Origin of the sequence: Clostridium sp. JS66 (genome assembly GCF_033561535.1) — a bacterium.
GTDB classification, from domain to species: Bacteria; Bacillota; Clostridia; order Clostridiales; family Clostridiaceae; genus Clostridium_AM; species Clostridium_AM carboxidivorans.
The window spans coordinates 3,069,293-3,090,374 of record NZ_CP131467.1 but is presented as its reverse complement, the minus strand read 5'-3'; the positions used below and the strand labels follow the sequence as shown (position 1 = coordinate 3,090,374).

Sequence of the window (21,082 nt, the reverse complement as noted above, 5' to 3'; positions counted from 1 at the left end):
TTGACCAAAATATAGTATACTTTTAAAATGTAATTCAATTCACTCAAAAACTAAAGAGTAATTTTTTTATTATAAAAAGGAAGTGTTAAAATTGAAAAAATACTTTTTTATTGGACTTGGAGGATTTTTAGGTGCTATTTTAAGATTTCTAGTTAAAACTGCTCCTATTAATAATTTTGGAAATATGATTCCTGTAAACACTTTATTTATCAATGTTACAGGAAGTTTCTTATTAGCTCTTATAACTACTGCAGCACTGGAAGGCTTTAAAATAAGTACAGATTTAAAGCTAGGTATATGTACAGGCTTTCTAGGTGCTTATACAACCTTCTCAACCTTATGCAAAGAAAGCTCTGAACTCATTTACAAATCACATTTCCTTTATTCCTTAACTTATATATTGTATTCAGCATTTTTAGGATTAACTGCTGCTTATTTAGGTGTAATTATAGCTAGAACTGCCGTATCTAAATTATATAATAGAAGTGTTGAAAACTTAGGAGAGAATTAAATTATGGAAATCTTGCTAGTAGGTATTGGTGGTATTTTGGGAAGCTTAACCCGGTTTTCTTTAGGAAAATTTATAAGTAAATACTCAAAATCACCATTTCCTATAGGAACTTTTATTATAAATATTACAGGTGCAATTTTACTTGGCATAGTTAGCTATATAGGCATAAATAAAAATATGTATCTACTTATAGGTGATGGTTTTTTAGGTGCTTATACTACTTTTTCTACATTTATGTATGAAGGCTTTAATCTTTTTGAAAAGAATTTTAAACTCAATGCTATTACATATATATTACTATCTTTTATTCTTGGTATAATTGGGTACATAATAGGTATGAAACTAGGTTTATTATTACATTAAAAATATTTAGTGAGTATGTAGATTAAATTACATACTCACTTATTTTACTTTATAATTATATTTTTAAATAATAAGAAACTTTTTAAAGAGTATATGAAATAAAATTAAAGCTATCAATGTAAATGATAAAATTCTATGTATCTTTAACCAGTGTCCTCTCATATTTCTATTTATAAAAAATCCGTATATACCAAGTAAAGCTACTACAATCATCACTATTAATGCTGTAAGTCCTGGTATGGATAATCCCTTTGTCATATACATTAAATACAAATGTCCTAGTACTGCTATAGAAGCTATAATTCCTGCCATTTTATGATATTTCACAACATATTTCATAACCATTCTGTAAAAATTAGAATAGCTTTTTTTATCCTTAGGAAGCTTATTTATGTACTTTTTATTAATATATTTCATAAAAAAATTAAGTAAAGCTATTCCATACCCCCAAAAGCTTATCCACCCCAACATTTTTCCAAATTCCTTCACTTTATCACCTCCTGTAAAATTTATGTATATTATATCATATAAAGTTATTTTCCACAAATACTCTTTATTATTTAATAATATATATCTCAATTATTTTTAAATCAAAATAGTTAATCAAAAATGCTAAAATTATACGTTTTTTAGCGCTATTTACTTCATTGTAGCATTTTCATTTGCTGAGCATATATTATTTAATAAAACATAAGTAATCTTGTAATACTTAAGGAAAACAGGAGGCTATACAAAATGAATAAAGAGAAAGCAGCTCTTTTATCTATAGTATCAAATTCTACCCTTGTAATTTTTAAACTTGTAGCTGCTATATCCATAGGTTCTATAAGTGTTATGTCTGAAGCCATTCACTCTTCTATGGATTTACTAGCAAGCTTCATAGCATTTATTTCTATAAAAAAAGCTGCTATGGCTGAGGATGAAGAACATCCTTTTGGACATGGTAAATATGAAAATGTTTCTGGTTTTGTAGAAGCACTTCTCATACTTTTTGCAGCAATTTTAATTATTTATGAAGCTTTAAAAAAAGTAATTTATAGCTCTAGTATAGAAAATGTTGGCCCTGGTCTGCTAGTGATGTTTGTATCTGCTTTTGTTAATTTCATAATTTCTACTGTACTTATGAAAATATCAAAGAAAACAAACTCTATTGCTCTAGAAGCAGATGCTCTTCATCTATTAACAGATGTAGCCACAGCTTTAGGTGTATTTTTTGGACTTATACTTGTAAAAATCACTGGACTTTCAATAATAGACCCTATAGCAGCTATATTAGTAGCTTGTTTAATTATCAAAACTTCTATAGATTTGATAAAAAAATCTTTAAATGATTTAGTTGATAGTAAACTTTCTGATGAGGATATACAAAAAATTGTAATAATCATAAACTCTCATAGAGACATTGCAGGTTATCACAGACTTAGAACAAGAAAGTGCGGAGAAAATAAACAAATAGATATTCATTTAATAATCAACAGAAATTTTTCACTAATAGAAGCACATGATTTATGTGATAAGGTTGAAAGTGAAATAAAAGTATCCCTGCCTAAATCTTATGTATTAATTCATGCAGAGCCTTCATATAAATAAATTCCTAATTAAAAAATGAAATTTACTTATTCTGTTATGCTTAAAAATTATTATTTAAAATAAAGGACTTAACACTAAAATCAATTTTAATGTTAAGTTCTATTTTAATGCTAGTCATTGACACCTTTATGAATCATTTCTTCCAAATTTTCCTTATTCACTGGATATCCAATTTCCCTAGCAGTATCCATCATAGTTTGTATATTTTCTAAAGGTGTTTCTACAGGAAGACTACATCCTGACATTATAACATATCCTTTAGGACTATCATAACCTTCCATAACGCTATTTATTACAGCATTCCTTACTTCATTTTTTGTACCTGCATACATAACATTGGATGGATCTATATTACCTATTACCTTCATTTTGTCTCCTATAGCCTTTTTACAATCCGAAAGGCTTACTATATTATCCATACTAAAGCCACCTACGCCTATGGATGCCATTTCTCCTATGTCAGGCCATATTTTTTCTGTCTTTCCACATATATGCAAAACACAAGTTTTACCTTTTGAATTAATAAATTCTAAGAGTCTTCTCAAATAAGGAAGACAGAAAGTTCTAAAATGTTTAGGACTTATTATAGTAGAAGAAGACAGAGGTTCTGAAATAGTAGGTGAAAGTCCTATATCCATTATAACCTTAACATACTCTATACAAGTTTGAAGTGAAATTTCACAAAGCTTATGTACTGCTTCTGGATTTTTAAAAAATAATTTTGTCATTTTTTCAACACCTACAAGAAAAAAAGCATTAGTAAATGGACCTACAATACCTCCTGAACAAGGAACCTCTTTTTCCAAAGCATCTGATAAGTATTTCATAGCTTCTACAAATACTGGAAGTCTTCCATCTTTATAGGGATTAGCTACTTTTATTTTATCAATATCTTTTATATCACTGATTGCAGGTTTCAAAAGATCTGCCGTATTATCTTCAGGAAATAGAATTTTAGTACCCATGGCCTCTGCCCAAACATAAAGATCAGTAAAAACCCTAACTCCATCCATTCCAAATCTTCTGTAAGCAGCTATTTGTGCTTCAGCTATAGCTTTACCACTAGTATTGAATTCTGAAATTTTACAACCATAAATTCGTGCTACTCCATTAGCTATATTAGGATTACAAGGCAGTCTGTCTACAGCTTCTCCTTTACTTAATGCTATAGCTCTCTCCACAGGAGTCATTTGATCCTTCATATTTAAGCCTCCTGTACTAATTTGCTATTTAAACCGTTATCTTTCATTTTACTTACCAAATCTTTTGCAAATTTAGCAGCTTTTGAAGCATCTGTAGTATATCCATCAGCTCCTATTTTATCTGCATAGCTTTGTGATATAGGTCCGCCACCTATCATAACTTTTATTTTATCTTTTAATCCCTGTGATTTTAATATATTTATGACCTCAGCCATACCATCCATAGTTGTAGTCATAAGAGTTGATAAAACTATTATAGATGCTCCTACTTCCTTAGCCTTTTCAACAAAATTTATTGGAGGTATGTCTCTTCCAAGATCTATTACTTCAAAACCTTCTGTTTCCATCATAATTCTAACTAAATTTTTTCCTATATCATGAGTATCTCCTTGTACTACTCCTATTACTACTTTTTCCTTAACTTCATTTTCATCTTTCTTCAAATGAGGTTTTAATACATCAAGTCCTGCATACATGGCATCTGAACACATTAACAATTCTGGAATATAATATTCTCCTTCTTCATAAAGTTCACCTGCCTTGTTCATACCATTAGCTAGTCCTTTATCTATAGCTTCATATGCATTTATATCATTTTCTACACACTGTTTTGAAATTTCTACAGTTTCATCTTCCTCCATATCAACAACTGCATCTGATAACTTTTTAATTAATTCTTCTTTCATACTTTCATCTTCCTTTCAAAGTTTATATAATTCTATTTAGTCCACATCTTTACCCAGCATTTTTATTTCTATATTTAATTATGTATAAATTCTGCACCCTCTTTCTAAAAATGCCCTAAATTAATTGTATTTACTTTTATACCAATTAAACAACAATTATTTGTAAATTTAATAGACAAGCTTTCTTCAATTATTGTTTGTTATAATCATTATTTAAAATATAAAGTAAAAAAACAGCCTTTAATAGTACTTAAAAGCTGCTTTTGTTAATATATTAAATTATGCAAAATTTACAGGCACCTTAATTTCAACTTGTGCTCCTCCTGTGATAGGTGAATTTTCAATATGAAGTTCACCACCATGTTGCTTTACAATAGAATTAGCTATATACAATCCCATACCATAATGTGTTTTAGATGTTCGGCTTTTATCACCTGTGTAAAATTGTGTTATGGCAAATTTAAGATCTTTCTCTGAAAAACCTTTTCCGCTGTCTATAATTTTAAAACAAATGTTATCCTGCAAATATTCTACTTTAAAATATATCTTACTATTATCCTTTGAGTAATCTACTGCATTAGAAATAACATTCATAATTGCTCTATACATTAAATTATGATCAATATTAATTTCCTCTGGTAAAGATTTTTCTTCAAATTCAACTTGTAATTTTTTTATACATGCAAGAGCATTTAATTGACTATAAATATTATTTACAAATTCCCTTGTATTAACTTTTTCTAGTTGTATATTGAAGCCTTGTTCTGCTTTGGAAAGTTCAATAAGTAATTTTATATATTTTTCAATTTGATTGGCATTTTTATGAATAAAATTTGTATATTCTTGTTGCTCTTCATTTAAAGGCGAATCTATTAGTAGCTCAGCATTTCCTTTAATAACTGCAAGAGGAGTTTTTATATCATGAGCAAGAGCTGAAATTTGCTCTCTTTTTGCTTGTTCAATGCTCCATTTTTCGCTTAAAGATTTTTTTAATTCCTCTTTCATATCCGAAAGTGATAATAATACATCATTAAATTCCTTAATTCTAGAATTACCTGTTTCAAAATCTAAATCCTTTTCTTTAATCTTTTCCACTGCTTCAAGCAAAGGCTTTAACTGCTTTTTTATTTTTTTCCCATAAAGTGTTGAAACTACAAAAATAATAGTAACACATAAAAAAATAAATATTAAAACAAACATTGCTTGAGGATTAGGTAAATTACTGTTTAAAAATTCAGGACTATACCTCATTATAATATAATACTGCAGTACACATACGCCATCTTTTCTTGGTATGATATAATACTGTTTCGTCCCTCCACGGTAACCATAACCTTCTCCCCGTGCATATTTTTTTGCTTTCTCTAAGTCCTCAGAATTTAAATCCGTTTTAATTACTTTATAATTTTTATCAAAGACTACAAACTTACATCCTTTAGGGATCATACTTTCTGTAACACTTTGTGCTGATTGAATTTGAGATTTTGAAGTTTTAGCCAACCCTTCACTATAATTTGCAGGCAAAAATACATTGAACTTTATAAGCAAAAAAATCAATTCAAAATATAATGCTAAAAAAACAATAAATGATATAATCATAGTTAATAAATATCTAAAGAAAATCCTCCTCATAGTAGGTACTTTTTTACTTATTCCCATTTGTAGCCAATCCCCCAAACTGTTTCAATTGGAGACAATTCAAAAACAGCAAGTTTTGCTCTTATGTTTTTTACATGTTCTGCAATACCTGAGCTGTCACTTTCTCTTTCATATCCGTATACAGCTTCATAAATTTGCTCTTTTGTAAATACCTGTCCTCTATTTCGTACAAGAAATTCGCAAATAGCATATTCACTTTTTGTCATGGGAACTTTTCTATCCTGTATTATGATTTCCTTACTTGCCAGGTTAAATTTCATACCAGAAACAGAAATCATGTTGTGCTTTTCCCTGTTTTCTCTTCGCAAATGAGCATTAACTCTGGCGCGGAGTTCTCCTGTACCAAATGGTTTGGTTATATAGTCATCCCCACCTATTCCAAGTCCAAACATTATATCACTTTCCATAGTTTTAGCAGTTAAAAATAATATTGGTGAGTCTACTAAGTCACGAATTTTTTTGCATAATTCAAAGCCATCTATATCTGGCATCATCACATCTAATAAAATCAGATCATATTTTGTGTAATCATTAACTGACAATTCCTTTGCATAATTAACAATTGTAATAATATGACCATCTTTTGCAAGAACATTTTTAACAAGAACTAAAATATCTTTTTCATCATCTATTACTAAAATTTTTGCCATAATGCCAACCCCTTTCAAACTAAAAGACTATTCATCACACTTGCGGCCTTCCCAAAACTTAAACCATAAAAGTTGTAATATCAATATTCCCAAAGTGTATGCACCTGTAATAAATGCTGCTTTCTGAAAGTAGTATGAAAAGTCAGGAATTTCTTTATGCATGGCTGCAGCCATAAAATTTAAAGCAACAAAATTGCAAAATCTTACACTCCATGCCCATGGAAGATACATCCAGCATCTATCTCCAAGTCCTGTAATCATTAGAGCAGCAATAAGCATTCCTGCAATTCCAAGAAAAATAGATGCACCTCTACCAAACTTCAAACTAACCCAAAAACTCAATATATAAATAAATATATTACCAAAAGCAATCCATACAAATGCTTGAAAATATAGTGAATATGGAATATTTGATACATGTAAAAACAATTTTAATCCTAAAAGTACTATACCAAGGGCTAAAAATAGTGAAAACATTCCCATAAGAATCAAATTAAGCAGCTTGCTTAAGCATGTAGTAATCCTTGATTTTGTACTCAGCAATACTTGAAATTGACCTGCTTGTTCCTCCTGTGAAACAACTATACCACAAATTATTCCAATTAGTAGTGGAAACAACATGCTAAGACATTCAAAATAAAGCACATGTTTTTCTATGGTTTCTACACTGTTAAATAAATTGTAGCACATTAAAAAAAACAATGCACCCAATACAGGAATTACAATATGAATCCAAAATGTTTGGGTATGTTTTAACTTTTGAAAATCAGCTCTTAAAGCTCTAAGTAATGATATCATATTATATCACCTCCTGATTTTTAAACCAACGTGATGTAGCAATAAGTATCACAACAAATAGAATAATAGACAACATAATTCCTATAGGAACTACACCTGGATTAAGCATATAATCTTTTGCTGCTGGCATCTGCCCATTGGGAAGTATTCCAAGCATAGGACACATAAGCCGGCTAGTCCAGCTGTAAGGACATATCCACCAGATGGATTTTACAGCCATCATGCTGTTAAGAGTTATACCTACTGCAACATTCAAAATAACTGGTACAAAAAATCCAAATTTTTTAGCTAAAAATAAACAAAGAGGAATTTGCCATAATGATGTTATTGCAATGACAATAGCTGCTGTTATTGCATTTACAATTGGAATAGTAACTATGGAACTTAAAGCAAAACTTGAAATAATCTTTGGTAAAATATATTTTCCTACTAAGGCTGCTCCTAATGGCAAAATACTGCAACAAAATAAAACATAAATAGCTATAAGCATAACTTTTGAAGTCCAAACTTTTTTTAAGTCAATCGGCATAGAAAAAACAGCTCTATATTTAATTTTCTTTTCTTCTTTTTGATTTACAAGTGCACAGAGAAGTGCAATATTTCCTGGAAGCATCATCATATACCACCAATTAAATGTATTTAACTCATAATAAACTCCTGACATAACACCAAAAAACAATGTAACAATTGGGAAAATTAAAACAAGTTTCTTTGTCATCGTCTTTTTTAACTTTAAATTTTCTGCCTTTAAATATGAACCCATTTTAATTACCTCATTTCCCTTTTACTTTTTTTAACTACTTCCATAAAGAGAGTTTCCAGGTCTTCACCTTGATTAATTTTTCCTTCATATCCTAAAATACCATTGCTTATAATGCCAATATGATCTGCAATAAGTTCTACTTCTGACAATATGTGGCTGGATAAGATAACCGTTATCCCCTGCTCTGGAAAAGAACGAATTAGCACTCTCAAATCTTGAATACCTATAGGATCTAGTCCATTGGTAGGTTCATCTAAAATCAACAGTTTAGGATGATTAAGTAGTGCAATGGCAATTCCAAGTCTCTGCTTCATTCCCATAGAAAACTGCCCTGCACGTTTTTTTCCTGTATTTGTTAAATCAACAATTTGTAGTACTTCATCAATACGGCGTTCCTTAAGTCCTAAAAGTGTCGTTCTCACTTTTAAATTCTCTCTTGCAGTTAAATTTTCATATAGTGGAGGTGATTCAATTAATGTACCAATATCATTCAAATCTTTTCTGCACCATGGGTGTCCCTGAAAAGTAATTTTTCCTGAAGTTTGGTGAAGCATTCCTGTAATCATCTTTAATGTAGTGGATTTTCCTGCACCATTAGGTCCTAGTAGACCATAAATTGAGTTTTCTTTAATAGTAAGTGAAATATTATTTACTGCTCGTTGCCCTTTAAAATTTTTACATAAATTTTCTGTTTTTAAAATATAGTTTTCCATTATTATCAATCCTCTCATTCAACTAGTTTCCAATCAAGTGATTCTTAGGTTCAGGTGGAGTTTACTTATAAGGAATCCCCTCTTCTGAACCTAAGAATCACTTAATAACTAGCAATCCATTATTTTCTAAGATGTCTTAATTCATGATTTATTATAAACATCAATTTTAAGGATTTTATAAGGATTTTATAAAAAAAACTGTTCACTAACAATAAACTGACCTTATCTAATAGATCTTGTTCAGCTTATTGTTAATGAACAGCTTTTTATTCAAACATTTATCTATAATCATTCTTTTATGTCATCATCAAACTTGTTCTCAAGTTTTTCACTTCTGCGTTTACTTAAAATATTTAGTACAAAGAAAATAGCAAATACCTCTAATATTGAAATAATAAAAATAGTACTTAAATCCATTATACTAAGGCTGATTCCATGCCTTTTAAAATTTAAAAATTCAGATACCACTGTATTTACAAGTCCAATTACAACACTATTAATAATTATCATCTTATTTTTTATGTGCTTATCGATTCCAAAAGGACTATTACCAGCTAAAATATTTCTAATCATAATATAAAATGATGCTCCAAAGAAGGCAATAAACTCTATGGCATATTCTGAAAATGAAGCTTTAAATATAAATTGTTTTACAAGCACTGATCCAATAAGAAATATCATAATAAATATAAAAGCCTCATTTGCTATTTTTTGTTTTTCTGCTGCCACCCTCTCGTCTTGTATTACATTACTTTTCATACTTATTCCTCCCAAAATAATTCATCTAGTGTCTTACCAAGTGCCTTGCATATGGAAACACATAATTTAAGAGTGGGATTATAATTGCCAGATTCAATCATACCAATAGTTTGACGAGTAACACCCACTTCTCTTGCTAAGTCCTCTTGTTTCATATCACATTGAATACGAGCCATTTTCATACGTTTGTTCTTCATTGAAATCCTCCTCTTATAGCATATTGTAATATATATGTAACCTAATGTCAAACATATATTGCATTTAATTTAAAAATCATCGTATATTAAACTAATATCCCTTTATAATTATCTTATCTGCATTCATATATTCATTGATACCACCACAAGCTATCCATAAACTCAAATTTTAAAAACTTCCTATATAAAATGATCCTAGTAATTTTTATATTACCAGGATCATTCTTAAGTTATTTTCTAATAAAAACCTTTTATCTATGTTCTATTATTTTTCCTTTGTACATATCTTTTAGATTTATTTTTATATTAAAAGTCTTCTCATATTGCTTAATTAACCCCTGCTCTCTTTCTGTAAATATACATATAGATTTGCCAGCCTTACCAGCTCTAGCTGTTCTTCCTGCTCTATGTAGATAATTATCAGTATCTTCTGGTATATCGTAGCTAAAAATACACTCCACATCCTGTATATCAAGACCTCTAGCTGCTATATCAGAAGCTACGAGTAAATTAATTTTACCTGCCTTGAAGTCTTCTAGAGCTCTTTTGCGTACTTCTTTATCTGCGGTTCCATATATAGATTCTGATTTTATTCCATGATAATTTAGCTTTTCAGTAAGTATTTCTATTTCATCAGGTTTATTTACAAATACAATGGCCTTTTTAGGATTTAATATGTGAAAAACCTTTCTTAAAATTAGTATTTTATCTCTTTGCTCACATTTAAAACACATATGTTCTATATTTTCATTCATAGAAGTTTTTCCCTGTGTTCTTATAACTTCATATTCTTTCATTAAAGTTTTTGCTACATCTAAAGTTCTTTCATCTATAGTTGCTGAAAAAAACATTAATTGTCTATCCTTTAATGTAGTTTTTATTATAGCCTTAACATCTTCTACATTGTTTTTATCTAGAAGTTTATCTGCCTCATCAACTACAATGGTCTTTATCATATGTGCTTTCATTTTTTTTAGCTTAATAAGTTGAAGTATTCTACCCGTAGATCCCACTACTATATGAGGTTTATTGTTTTTTAAATTTTCTATTTGTTTTTTTATATTTATATTTCCTATTATAGCCGCTGATTTAACTGGTATTTCTGAATCTTCAGCTAAAGTTTTTATCACATCATTCACCTGAATTGCAAGTTCATGTGTAGGTGTAAGTATAAATGCCTGCACTGCTTTACTATTTGTATCTATATTTTGAAATATAGGAGCTAAATACGCTAAAGTTTTTCCGCTGCCTGTTTCTGCTTCCCCTACTATATCCTTGTTCAAAATAGCCTGTGGAATTGCTTCTAATTGTATTTCTGTTGCATATTCAATGCCTTCTTTTTTTAAACCTTCTGTTATTTTTTCATTTATACCTAATTCTTTAAATAAAGTTTTTGTCATGTGTTTTTAACTCCTTTTTATTTACTAGCTAATTCTACTTTAACTTTTTTTCCTTTAATAGTACCCTCACTAAGAGCCTTTAATACCTTCTCACCATTTCCTTCTAGTATATCAATGTAAGAATGTGTATCATGAATATCTATAACTCCTATTGCTTCGACAGTAACATCTGTAGTATTTAGAATAGCTCCAACGATATCACCTGGTCGAATTTTCTTTTTCTTTCCTGCATTTATATATATTTTAGTTATTTCACTGTTTAAGTCTGCAGTTTTTTCCTTTTTTCGTGTAGGATTTTCTCTATTTTTATTTAAAAAAGCATCCTTCTTTTCTTGTACCTGTTCCTTTGTTGGAAGTTCAAATTTAGGTATTTCCATTTGAATATAATCTTCTATTTCCTTTAAAAATCTATCCTCATGAGGAGTAGCAAAAGTTATGGCAATACCTTTATTTCCAGCTCTACCTGTTCTGCCTATTCTATGAATATAACTTTCCTTTTCCATAGGCAAATCATAATTCATTACATGGGTAACATTATCTATATCAATGCCTCTAGCCGCTACATCTGTAGCTACAAGAAACCTAAACTCTCCTCTTTTAAATTTATTCATGGTTTCTAATCTTTCATTTTGAAGCATTCCTCCATGTATTTTGTCACAAGAAAACTTTTCTGATTTCATCCTGCTTGCAACATAATCTACATTATTCTTTGTTCTACAGAACACAATAGCAGTATCAGGATTTTCTACGTAAAGCAAATCTTTAAGTAAAGAAAATTTATTTTTATCATCTATTATATAACATTTTTGTTCTATTTTATCTACTGTAAGCTTTTCCGGAGTTATTTCTACCTTAACTGGCCTTTTCATATATTTCTTTGCTAAATTTTCTATAGCCTCAGGCATAGTGGCTGAAAAGAGCATGTTTTGCCTTTTACTAGGAAGCCTTTCTATAATTTCGCTTACTTCTTCTATGAAACCCATATTGAGCATTTCGTCAGCTTCATCCAAAATTAAAAACTTTATATTTTCTAACTCCAAATTTCCCCTTTTTATGTGATCTAAGGTTCTTCCCGGAGTTCCAACTACTATATGTACTCTTTGTTTCAATTCCTTTTTTTGAGTATCCATAGGCTGCTTGCCAAAGATAGCTGTACATCTTATTCTCTTAAACCTTCCTATATTGCTTATATCTTCTTTTATTTGAACTGCTAACTCTCTAGTTGGAGTAAGCACTAAAACCTGAGCTTCATTATCCTCTACTTCTATTTTTTCACATACAGGAATAGCAAAAGCAGCAGTTTTTCCGCTTCCTGTTTGCGATTTAACTATAACATCTTCTTCTTCCATAACCAAAGGTATTACTTTTTCTTGAACCTTAGAAGGCTTTTCATATCCTATATTTTTAATAGATTTTAGTATATCTTGCCCTATTTTAAAATCTTCAAATCTCATTTTAGCATTTTCCTTTCACCATTTATATTAAAATTAAAATTCTTTCATATATAGCTTTACTATTATATCACACAATCATATTATATGTAATTTTATCTAATATTTACGTTAATTAATATTGTTATATTGACAAAAATCATGAAATAGTTTATATTTATCTTATGGATAAATATTATTTGTAAGCTACACGTATCCGAAAATAAACTATACTAATTAATAAATAATATTAATAAATTATATTTGGAGGTTTTATAATGTCAAATAACAAAACTTGTAAATCAGCAGATGCTGTATTAGAAAATTTTATAAGCTCCTTAGATGTAGAAACTTCTCATCACAGAGTGGAAAATCAAAAGATTAAATGTGGTTTTGGACAACTTGGAGTCTGTTGTAAGTTATGTTCTAATGGTCCATGCAGAATAACTCCTAATTCTCCAAAGGGAATATGCGGTGCTAATGCTGATACAATAGTTGCTAGAAACTTATTAAGGGCTGTAGCTGCAGGCTCCGGATGTTATATCCATGTAGTAGAAACTACAGCTAGAAATGTAAAATCCATAGCTGAAACTGGTGGAGAAATTAAAGGAATCAATGCACTTAATACACTGGCAGAACAATTTGGCATAACAGAAACTGATCTTCATAAAAAAGCAGTACTCGTTGCTGAAGAAGTATTAAAAGATTTATATAAACCAAAATTTGAAAAAATGGACATAGTAAACAAAATAGGATATGCTCCTAGACTTGAAAATTGGAATAAGTTAGACATAATGCCTGGAGGAGCTAAGTCAGAAGTTTTTGATGCAGTTGTAAAAACGTCTACAAATTTAAACAGTGATCCTGTAGACATGCTTTTAAATTGTTTAAAACTTGGAATATCCACTGGCGTATATGGACTTACTTTGACTAATTTGTTAAATGACATAGTTTTAGGCGAACCAGCAATAAGACCTGCAAAAGTTGGTTTTAAGGTTGTAGATACTGATTATATAAATTTAATGATAACAGGACACCAACAGTCTATAATATCACACTTAGAAGAAGAACTTATAAAAACTGAAGTGGTACAAAAAGCTAAAGAAGTTGGAGCTAAAGGCTTCAAATTAGTTGGATGTACTTGTGTAGGTCAGGATTTACAACTTAGAGGAAAACACTATGATGAAGTATTTTCAGGACATGCTGGAAATAACTTTACAAGTGAAGCTTTAATAGCTACTGGAGGTATAGATGCAATAGTATCAGAATTTAACTGTACTCTCCCTGGAATTGAACCTATAGCAGATAAATTCATGGTTAAAATGATATGCCTAGATGAAGTTGCTAAAAAAGCTAATGCAGATTATTTTGAATACTCTTTTGAAGATAGAGAAAAGATAAGCAATTATGTAATAGACAAAGCTCTTGAAAGTTATAAAACAAGAAGATCAAAAGTTAAAATTAACGTTCCAGAAGATCATGGTTTTGATGATGTAATAACAGGTGTAAGTGAAACCTCTCTTAAAGCATTTTTAGGTGGAAACTGGAAAGCTCTAGTAGACTTAATTGCTGCTGGAAAAATAAAAGGTGTAGCAGGAATAGTAGGTTGTTCAAATTTAACAACTAAGGGTCATGATATATTTACAGTAGAACTTGCAAAAGAACTTATAAAGAGAAACATAATTGTACTTTCTGCAGGATGCTCAAGTGGTGGTCTTGAAAATGTAGGATTAATGTCACCATCAGCAGCTGAACTTGCAGGCGATAGTTTAAAAGAAGTATGTAAAACGCTTGGCGTACCACCTGTTTTAAATTTTGGTCCATGTCTTGCTATAGGAAGATTAGAAATTGTAGCAAAAGAACTAGCAGAATATTTAAAAATAGATATACCTCAACTTCCTCTTGTACTTTCTGCACCTCAATGGCTTGAAGAACAAGCACTAGCAGATGGATGTTTTGGACTTGCACTTGGACTTCCTCTTCATCTTGGTTCATCTCCTTTCATAGGTGGAAGTAAAGTTGTAACAAAAGTTCTTACAGAAGATATGGAAAGCCTTACAGGTGGAAAATTAATAATAGAAGATGACATAATAAAAGCCGCAGATGAGCTAGAACAAATCATACTTAAGCGTAGACAAAGTTTAGGACTTAGTTAAGTAGATTGGAAGGTGTGCTTTATGAAAAGGATAATGATAAATAAGGACCTATGTACAGGATGTTTAAATTGTACCTTAGCTTGCATGTCAGAACATAATGAAAATGGAAAATCATTTTTAGATTTGGATTTAGAAGATACTTCTCTTGAAAGCAGGAATCATATATCCTTAGATGAAAAAGGTAATAAATTTCCTATTTTCTGTCGTCATTGTGATGAGCCTGAATGCGTTATGACTTGTATGAGCGGAGCAATGACTAAAGATCCCGAAAGCGGCATAGTATCCTATGATGAAAATAAATGTGCCAGCTGCTTTATGTGTGTCATGTCCTGCCCTTATGGAGTTTTAAAGCCTGATTCTAAAACTAAGAGCAAAATAATAAAATGTGACCTGTGTACTAATAAAGAAATTCCTAGATGTGTTGAAAATTGTCCAACAGGCGCAATTTATTTAGAAAAGGAGGATGGCGACTTATGCAATATTTAATAATAGGTGCCAGTGCTGCTGGAATAAATGCTGCTAAAACCTTGAGAAATCTTGACAAAAATAGTGAAATAACCATTATTTCAAAAGATAGCTCTGTTTACTCTAGATGTATGCTTCATAGAGCACTAGATGGAAGCAGAACATTAAAAGAGTTAAGTTTTATAGAGGAAGATTTCTTTGAAAAATATAATATTAACTGGATTAAAAATGCAGCAGTTTCTAATATTGATATAGACAATAAAAAAGTATTAATTGAAGATAAAACTAGTTATAAATTTGATAAGTTGCTCATAGCTTCTGGAGCTTCTTCCTTCATTCCTCCTGTTAAAAATTTAAGAGAAGCTAAAGGAGTATATTCTCTTAGAAACTTTGAAGATGTTACTGCCATAGAAAATACACTTAAAAATGCAAAAAATGTGGTAATACTTGGTGCAGGTCTTGTAGGAGTAGATGCAGTTTTAGGTATTATGGAAAAAAACATTAAAATTTCAATTGTGGAAATGGGCGATAGACTTCTCCCACTCCAATTAGACAAAAAAGCTTCCTCTATATATGAAAAGCTTTTAAAAGAAAAAAATATTGATCTTTTTACTTCTGTTAAATTGGAAGAAGTTATTTTAAATGAAAGTGGCTATGCACGCAAGGCAGTATTATCTGATTCAACCACTTTAGACTGTGATATGATAATAGTTGCAGCTGGAGTTAGACCTAATGTAAATTTTATAAAGGATAATAGAATAAAGGTTGAAAAAGGAATTGTAGTAGATGAATACTGTAAAACCAATGCACCAGACATATATGCTGCTGGTGATGTAACCTTTACTGCACCAATATGGCCTATAGCTATAAAACAAGGCATCACTGCAGCCTTTAATATGTCAGGTAATAACAAAGATTTAACTGATAACTTCGGCATGAAAAATTCAATGAATTTACTTGGTTTAGAATGTGTTTCACTTGGAAATGTAAATCCTCCAGATAATACTTATGATGTAAATATAATTGAAGGAAAAGGAATTTACAAGAAAATAATTCATAAGGATGGAATAATTTATGGCGCATTACTAGTTGGAGATATATCCTACTGCGGAGTTTTAGGAGAATTAATAAAAAATAAAATAAATATAGAGCATATTCATAAAAACATATTTGATATCGATTATTCTAATTTCTATAACGTAGATTTAGATGGTCAATATAATTACAAATTAATTTCCAAATAAATTAGAAATATTGTAATAGCAATTAAGTAAAGGGTTTAGTACTAAAATTAACTTTATTAGTACTAAACCCTTTTTGTATATTACTAAACTATAAACATCTGTCTACCTTAACAAAGTCTTTTAACTTACTAGTAAAAGCATTTTGTTTACTCTAATCCTTTTTCATAAGCTTCTACCATTTTCTTAACCATGTTTCCACCTATTGAACCAGCTTCTCTTGCTGTCAAATCTCCATTATATCCTTGTTTTAAATCTACTCCTACTTCTCTAGCTGATTCCATCTTAAACCTATTTAAGCCTTCCTTAGCTTCTGGTACTAAAACTCTATTACTACTACTATTGTTTGACATAAAAACATCTCCTTTATAAAAAATTTAATATATTTATGTGTGTATTAAGAGTTTGCTCAATTTTGATATTAATACCCTATTAAACTATATACAAAAATAGAAAACTTTTTCATAAAAAATATTTTAATATTTTTATGTATAAAAAACTCTCGTGTGGTTAAACTTTACTATATATTCATTATGTAATAACTCCTTTATAAAGTTATTCTAAGTTTAGGTGAAAGTTTTCCTATGCTAAATTTCCCTAACCCTTAGAATAACTTATCCACTAATAAATATTTATATTTGTTCCCATATATAGTTCAATTTAAATAAAATAGCCGAGATTAAATTCGAGGCTATTTTACTTTATATTTTAAAGAATAAATCCTTTTTAACTTCTATTCCCTTAGAATTAATAAATTTAATTTGCTGAAATTTTTCATAATTAACTTTAATTCCATCATCTAAATAAATAGACATTTTCCTAGCTGATAAATATTCTAAAAATTCTTCATACTCCTTACATTCTTCTATTTTTTTAAAAACTTTTTCAATATCTTTTTTTGCACTATTTACATCCTTAATTGAATAATCTTCTGAAGAAACTATAGTATTTAACTTATTCATTTGCTTTGTATACTTTTCTACAATTAAATGAACATAATTTACCCTAACACTTTGTATAATATTTTCATTATATCTATGCATATATATTAATGCACTAAAACCTTCATTTTTACCAGACTTTAATAGCCAATAAATAGGTTTTTTCTTATATATCTTTAAATGATCCTTATAAAAGTCTCTTAAAAAATATCTTTTTATGCACTGCCTCGAAGTTTCAAAGGATTTTCTTCCTATAGAATCTGCAATAAAGTCTAAATTTTCATTTAAAGTTTCTTTGCCATATAAAGCTTTAACAAAATTAATGAATCTTAAAACTATATCATCCTCAAAACATTCTTCTTCTGTTATTGGAATAATAATACTATCATCTATTCTTCCAGCACAAATAAGTCCTTTTTTATAACCAGAATATCTTCCAAACATACAACCTACTGCAAAAGATATAAAAGATTTAATATCTCTTTCTCTATCCGCTTTTTTAATAGTTATATCCTTATCTTTAACTTCAGGTGTTAATTCTTCCTTAAATCCATATATTTCAATAAGCATTCTATTTAATTCTTCTTCATTTTTCTTTAATTTTTGAAATTGTTTATTTGTAAAGGACTTCCAAACATCAAATCCACATGATATGTATTTATTACATAAACTTTTTTCGGCTTCACTTATGTCTGATTCTAGTTCTCCATTCTTAATTAATAAAAATGGATGCCATTTAAAGTCCCAAGAAGTTTCAAATGAATCCCATTCATTTTTACTTATAATTATATTTTCATGAACTAAATTTTTAATCTTATAACTTATTTCTTCCTGGAGCATCTTTTTACTTATGGGAACATTCTTTATATCACCTACCTGTATATTGTAAGTTGGATTCATTATATCCAAAAACATTTTAGATATCTTGCTACATAACAATGCCAAAACTATATTAATTTGTTCCTCTTTTTCAGTGAAAATAGATGAACCTGCCACATCAAATATAAATCCATTTTGACAATACCTTGCTCCTATGTCTTCTGATATAAATGTGTAAGTTAACCCTTTTTTAAAATAAAACTTTTCATTTTTTATAGTTCTGCTATAAGATTTATACAATTTAGCTGCATACTCTTTTACTTCTTTGCCATCATTTTCCCAATTTATTATAAATTCATTATTTCCATACCACTTTCTATATTCTCCACCTTTATTATATGGAAACCACTTTTTCCCTGAATTTTGTGCTTCTTCTGAGTTATTAGCATCAAATTTGATTTTATTAATATCAACTTCAAACCATTGTCTTAAAAATCTCTTATTATCTGAAGTTGCCATCCCCTGTCTTGGTTTTGCCAATTCGCTTAAAGGCTTAAAAGAAGAAAATACCTTCAATATGTTTTCGTTAACCCAGTAAGCAAAAGGCTTACTAGGAATTATAAATAATTGTTTCAAAGCCAGTTCATAAATTTCTCTTTTTGAAATATTACTGCATATCTCTTTTAATTTAATATTTTTTTCTTCACTACTATTTTCCTTTGTAAGATTTATCACTTTAGTTTTATATGAATAATTAGAATAATTTCTACTTACATATGCTACATTTTGAACAATAGTTCCAACATTTTCTTCAAAAGCTCTAGTGCCCAAATGAAGCATATTTATGAAAGTAGATTTATCCAAAAGCCAATTTCTAAATTCCATAAAACTAGATAAAAACATCCATGAATGCTGATTAATCATAGACACTATTCCATATTTTTTACTGTATTTTAAACATACTTCCATATAAACAGAAAATAAATCATATTTTGATATTGGAAAATTATTAATTAAAAAATCTGCTAATTTACTGTTTATTCCCCTAAGTCCCATGTAAGGTGGATTAGTAATAACCACATCATATTTCATGCTCATTATTTTCCCTTGTTTTATGAGCAGAGACATTTTATCTAAAATCAGTTTTCTATAATCTCCAAATATGAAATTATCCTCTTTTTTTATTTCCTCTATTCTACTCTCTAATGCTTCAAAGTTAATTTTCCTTACCTCAAGTATAGATCCATATTCTTTAGCATTATTAAATGTATTTACTAAATATTCAACATCTTTCCTTAAGTTATATTCTTCTACTTTAAGCCTATCCTGACTTTTGCCTACCCTTGAGTTTTTTACTATGTTCTTTGGACTTTTAACTTTGACATTTATACTTTTTTTCAACACTTGTGAACTACAAAAGTAATCTATTACTTCTTTGCTTATTTCATTACTTTCTTCTATTGAACAAATGTTTAACTTTAATCCATCTCTTTGTATGTCTTTAAATAATTCTTTGTTATAATATCTTGCTTTCATTTTCAATGCAAAGGAAGATAGTTTAGTTACTTTATCATCTATGTCTAAACCATATATATTATTTTTAAGTATAAGTTCTGGTATTTCTCTTCTATTATAGCCTGCATCAATGTATATTTCGTAAAGCAAGTCAAAAGCATAAACTAATATATGTCCACTTCCCATGCAAGGATCTAGTATTCTTATGTTTTCTGGTGATATATTATTTTCATATTTTCTAATTTCATCTAATTCTTTTTCTACTTCTAATCCTTGCTTGGATTCTTCTAAATAATATTGCCATTTTTCCTTTAATAACCCTATATGTAACTTTCCACCTTTACTGCTAGTACATTTTTCATTATCTATGTATTCACTATCCCCTTTAAATTTATCAATCCATAATCTTCCCAATGAATTTTCTACCATATATTTTACAATCCACTTCGGAGTAAACAGTTGTGTAGCTGCCGGTATATTTTCCTTCTCTATTTTCACATTTTCTTTTAAAGCTGCAAAAACTTCATCCTTTTTTTCTGATATGTAGTATTGGTACATCCATCCTATAACTTCTACTCCACATAAACCTTTGTAATCCTGTAAAAAATTATTTTCTTCCTTTAAACATTCTTCTTCAATATCTTGTACTAATCTTTTAATTATAGAATCTCCGTTCAAAAGGTTATCTGGAATCAAAATTTCCATATAATCGCTCTTATTTTGAAATATCTCAGGAATAATTTTTCCTAACTCATTGCATTCTTTGATTAAAATATATTTATATAATTTTGGCATATATTTTTGTTTGTCAATAGGAAACTTTTCTAATGGCAGATCTATTATTTTTTCTGGAAGATAATTATTAACCTCCATATATCTCAAAGCAATAAATCTAAAAAACCATGTACAAGCAACTTCTTCTATTATTTCTTCAAAGCCTTTTTGTTTTATATTATCAATTAGAGTTTTTCTGTATCTAACAGGGAAATCAATTATTTCTTCTTTTCCTTTTATTTTGAATCCATGCTGAAATTCTTCTACTTCTGAAATACTATTTTTTTCCACCCCTATTTTTAAAGCTCTTTTTGCTACTGCTTTTATCAAATTTCTTCTAGCCCAAACTGAAAAGGATTTTACTTTAGTCTTATCCATAAATATTACCTTTCTTTATGCTATATTTTCATAACAAATAATCCATAGACAAATTAAACTATGCTATGGATC

20 protein-coding genes are annotated in these 21,082 nt (G+C 29.2%); 6 read left to right on the top strand and 14 right to left on the bottom strand.

Features of this window, described 5'->3' with window-relative positions:
* Positions 1 to 82 precede the first annotated feature (82 nt).
* Positions 83 to 511, top strand: a complete 429-nt coding sequence (locus tag Q6H37_RS14435) for a fluoride efflux transporter FluC (RefSeq protein ID WP_412523921.1) — start codon at positions 83 to 85, stop codon at positions 509 to 511.
* A gap of 3 nt (positions 512 to 514) precedes the next feature.
* Positions 515 to 874, top strand: coding sequence for a fluoride efflux transporter CrcB (crcB, locus tag Q6H37_RS14430; protein WP_318742758.1), 360 nt, complete (start codon positions 515 to 517; stop codon positions 872 to 874).
* Between the two features lie 63 nt (positions 875 to 937).
* Here crcB and Q6H37_RS14425 read toward each other — a convergent pair whose 3' ends face one another.
* Entirely contained in the window at positions 938 to 1,363 is a 426-nt protein-coding gene (locus tag Q6H37_RS14425; protein ID WP_318742756.1) for a hypothetical protein, read from the bottom strand.
* Between the two features lie 246 nt (positions 1,364 to 1,609).
* On the opposite strand from Q6H37_RS14425, the gene Q6H37_RS14420 reads away from it, so the two are divergent.
* Positions 1,610 to 2,464 carry a cation diffusion facilitator family transporter gene (locus Q6H37_RS14420; RefSeq protein WP_318742754.1) on the top strand — a complete coding sequence of 285 codons (855 nt, stop codon included), beginning with the start codon at positions 1,610 to 1,612 and terminating at the stop codon, positions 2,462 to 2,464.
* 110 nt (positions 2,465 to 2,574) lie between these two features.
* On the opposite strand, the gene Q6H37_RS14415 is transcribed toward Q6H37_RS14420, so the two are convergent.
* From Q6H37_RS14415 to Q6H37_RS14365, 11 genes are all read right to left on the bottom strand, one after another.
* Positions 2,575 to 3,666, bottom strand: a complete 1,092-nt coding sequence (locus Q6H37_RS14415) for a uroporphyrinogen decarboxylase family protein (RefSeq protein ID WP_318742752.1) — start codon at positions 3,664 to 3,666, stop codon at positions 2,575 to 2,577.
* A gap of 2 nt (positions 3,667 to 3,668) precedes the next feature.
* A complete protein-coding gene (locus Q6H37_RS14410) occupies positions 3,669 to 4,352 on the bottom strand; it encodes a corrinoid protein (protein WP_318742750.1) in 684 nt (227 codons plus the stop codon).
* 279 nt (positions 4,353 to 4,631) lie between these two features.
* The gene (locus tag Q6H37_RS14405) at positions 4,632 to 6,011 is read right to left on the bottom strand and encodes a HAMP domain-containing sensor histidine kinase (RefSeq protein ID WP_318742748.1); all 1,380 of its coding nucleotides are present in this window, start codon (positions 6,009 to 6,011) and stop codon (positions 4,632 to 4,634) included.
* Complete coding sequence (locus Q6H37_RS14400; RefSeq protein WP_318742746.1) at positions 6,002 to 6,661, bottom strand: response regulator transcription factor; 660 nt, start codon at positions 6,659 to 6,661, stop codon at positions 6,002 to 6,004. Before Q6H37_RS14400 ends, Q6H37_RS14405 begins: the two co-directional genes overlap by 10 nt.
* Positions 6,662 to 6,688: 27 nt before the next feature.
* Positions 6,689 to 7,459 carry a lantibiotic immunity ABC transporter MutG family permease subunit gene (locus Q6H37_RS14395; protein WP_318742744.1) on the bottom strand — a complete coding sequence of 257 codons (771 nt, stop codon included), beginning with the start codon at positions 7,457 to 7,459 and terminating at the stop codon, positions 6,689 to 6,691.
* A 1-nt stretch (position 7,460) separates the two neighbouring features.
* Complete coding sequence (locus tag Q6H37_RS14390; protein WP_318742742.1) at positions 7,461 to 8,222, bottom strand: lantibiotic immunity ABC transporter MutE/EpiE family permease subunit; 762 nt, start codon at positions 8,220 to 8,222, stop codon at positions 7,461 to 7,463.
* Positions 8,223 to 8,227: 5 nt separating this feature from the next.
* Entirely contained in the window at positions 8,228 to 8,935 is a 708-nt protein-coding gene (locus Q6H37_RS14385) for a lantibiotic protection ABC transporter ATP-binding protein (RefSeq protein ID WP_318742740.1), read from the bottom strand.
* A gap of 288 nt (positions 8,936 to 9,223) precedes the next feature.
* Complete coding sequence (locus Q6H37_RS14380) at positions 9,224 to 9,694, bottom strand: DUF6773 family protein (protein WP_318742738.1); 471 nt, start codon at positions 9,692 to 9,694, stop codon at positions 9,224 to 9,226.
* Positions 9,695 to 9,696: 2 nt separating this feature from the next.
* Positions 9,697 to 9,891: a helix-turn-helix transcriptional regulator gene (locus Q6H37_RS14375; protein WP_318742736.1), complete on the bottom strand. Its 195-nt coding sequence runs from the start codon at positions 9,889 to 9,891 to the stop codon at positions 9,697 to 9,699.
* Between the two features lie 251 nt (positions 9,892 to 10,142).
* Entirely contained in the window at positions 10,143 to 11,291 is a 1,149-nt protein-coding gene (locus tag Q6H37_RS14370; RefSeq protein WP_318742734.1) for a DEAD/DEAH box helicase, read from the bottom strand.
* Between the two features lie 17 nt (positions 11,292 to 11,308).
* On the bottom strand, positions 11,309 to 12,745 hold the full coding sequence (locus tag Q6H37_RS14365; protein WP_318742732.1) for a DEAD/DEAH box helicase: 1,437 nt from the start codon (positions 12,743 to 12,745) through the stop codon (positions 11,309 to 11,311).
* Between the two features lie 254 nt (positions 12,746 to 12,999).
* Here Q6H37_RS14365 and cooS point away from each other — a divergent pair, with 254 nt between their 5' ends.
* Genes cooS through Q6H37_RS14350 form a run of 3 tightly spaced genes read left to right on the top strand, consistent with a single transcriptional unit; the run spans position 13,000 to position 16,586 of the window.
* Positions 13,000 to 14,877 (top strand): anaerobic carbon-monoxide dehydrogenase catalytic subunit, encoded by a 1,878-nt coding sequence (gene cooS, locus Q6H37_RS14360; protein WP_318742730.1) that lies wholly within the window; start codon positions 13,000 to 13,002, stop codon positions 14,875 to 14,877.
* A 21-nt stretch (positions 14,878 to 14,898) separates the two neighbouring features.
* Positions 14,899 to 15,363: a 4Fe-4S dicluster domain-containing protein gene (locus Q6H37_RS14355; RefSeq protein WP_007060642.1), complete on the top strand. Its 465-nt coding sequence runs from the start codon at positions 14,899 to 14,901 to the stop codon at positions 15,361 to 15,363.
* Complete coding sequence (locus Q6H37_RS14350; RefSeq protein WP_318742727.1) at positions 15,351 to 16,586, top strand: NAD(P)/FAD-dependent oxidoreductase; 1,236 nt, start codon at positions 15,351 to 15,353, stop codon at positions 16,584 to 16,586. Before Q6H37_RS14355 ends, Q6H37_RS14350 begins: the two co-directional genes overlap by 13 nt.
* A 146-nt stretch (positions 16,587 to 16,732) precedes the next feature.
* Here the strand turns inward: Q6H37_RS14350 and Q6H37_RS14345 are convergent, their stop codons facing one another.
* A complete protein-coding gene (locus Q6H37_RS14345) occupies positions 16,733 to 16,936 on the bottom strand; it encodes an alpha/beta-type small acid-soluble spore protein (RefSeq protein WP_318742725.1) in 204 nt (67 codons plus the stop codon).
* A 348-nt stretch (positions 16,937 to 17,284) separates the two neighbouring features.
* Positions 17,285 to 21,010 (bottom strand): BREX-1 system adenine-specific DNA-methyltransferase PglX, encoded by a 3,726-nt coding sequence (gene pglX / locus Q6H37_RS14340; RefSeq protein WP_318742723.1) that lies wholly within the window; start codon positions 21,008 to 21,010, stop codon positions 17,285 to 17,287.
* Positions 21,011 to 21,082 lie beyond the last annotated feature (72 nt).

Coding starts and splice junctions, on each gene's coding strand:
- crcB (WP_318742758.1), top strand. CDS start 515: ATGGAAATCTTGCTAGTAGGTATTGGTGGTATTTTGGGAAGCTTAACC.
- Q6H37_RS14420 (WP_318742754.1), top strand. CDS start 1,610: ATGAATAAAGAGAAAGCAGCTCTTTTATCTATAGTATCAAATTCTACC.
- Q6H37_RS14415 (WP_318742752.1), bottom strand. CDS start 3,666: ATGAAGGATCAAATGACTCCTGTGGAGAGAGCTATAGCATTAAGTAAA.
- Q6H37_RS14410 (WP_318742750.1), bottom strand. CDS start 4,352: ATGAAAGAAGAATTAATTAAAAAGTTATCAGATGCAGTTGTTGATATG.
- Q6H37_RS14405 (WP_318742748.1), bottom strand. CDS start 6,011: ATGGGAATAAGTAAAAAAGTACCTACTATGAGGAGGATTTTCTTTAGA.
- Q6H37_RS14400 (WP_318742746.1), bottom strand. CDS start 6,661: ATGGCAAAAATTTTAGTAATAGATGATGAAAAAGATATTTTAGTTCTT.
- Q6H37_RS14395 (WP_318742744.1), bottom strand. CDS start 7,459: ATGATATCATTACTTAGAGCTTTAAGAGCTGATTTTCAAAAGTTAAAA.
- Q6H37_RS14390 (WP_318742742.1), bottom strand. CDS start 8,222: ATGGGTTCATATTTAAAGGCAGAAAATTTAAAGTTAAAAAAGACGATG.
- Q6H37_RS14385 (WP_318742740.1), bottom strand. CDS start 8,935: ATGGAAAACTATATTTTAAAAACAGAAAATTTATGTAAAAATTTTAAA.
- Q6H37_RS14380 (WP_318742738.1), bottom strand. CDS start 9,694: ATGAAAAGTAATGTAATACAAGACGAGAGGGTGGCAGCAGAAAAACAA.
- Q6H37_RS14375 (WP_318742736.1), bottom strand. CDS start 9,891: ATGAAGAACAAACGTATGAAAATGGCTCGTATTCAATGTGATATGAAA.
- Q6H37_RS14370 (WP_318742734.1), bottom strand. CDS start 11,291: ATGACAAAAACTTTATTTAAAGAATTAGGTATAAATGAAAAAATAACA.
- Q6H37_RS14365 (WP_318742732.1), bottom strand. CDS start 12,745: ATGAGATTTGAAGATTTTAAAATAGGGCAAGATATACTAAAATCTATT.
- cooS (WP_318742730.1), top strand. CDS start 13,000: ATGTCAAATAACAAAACTTGTAAATCAGCAGATGCTGTATTAGAAAAT.
- Q6H37_RS14355 (WP_007060642.1), top strand. CDS start 14,899: ATGAAAAGGATAATGATAAATAAGGACCTATGTACAGGATGTTTAAAT.
- Q6H37_RS14350 (WP_318742727.1), top strand. CDS start 15,351: ATGCAATATTTAATAATAGGTGCCAGTGCTGCTGGAATAAATGCTGCT.
- Q6H37_RS14345 (WP_318742725.1), bottom strand. CDS start 16,936: ATGTCAAACAATAGTAGTAGTAATAGAGTTTTAGTACCAGAAGCTAAG.
- pglX (WP_318742723.1), bottom strand. CDS start 21,010: ATGGATAAGACTAAAGTAAAATCCTTTTCAGTTTGGGCTAGAAGAAAT.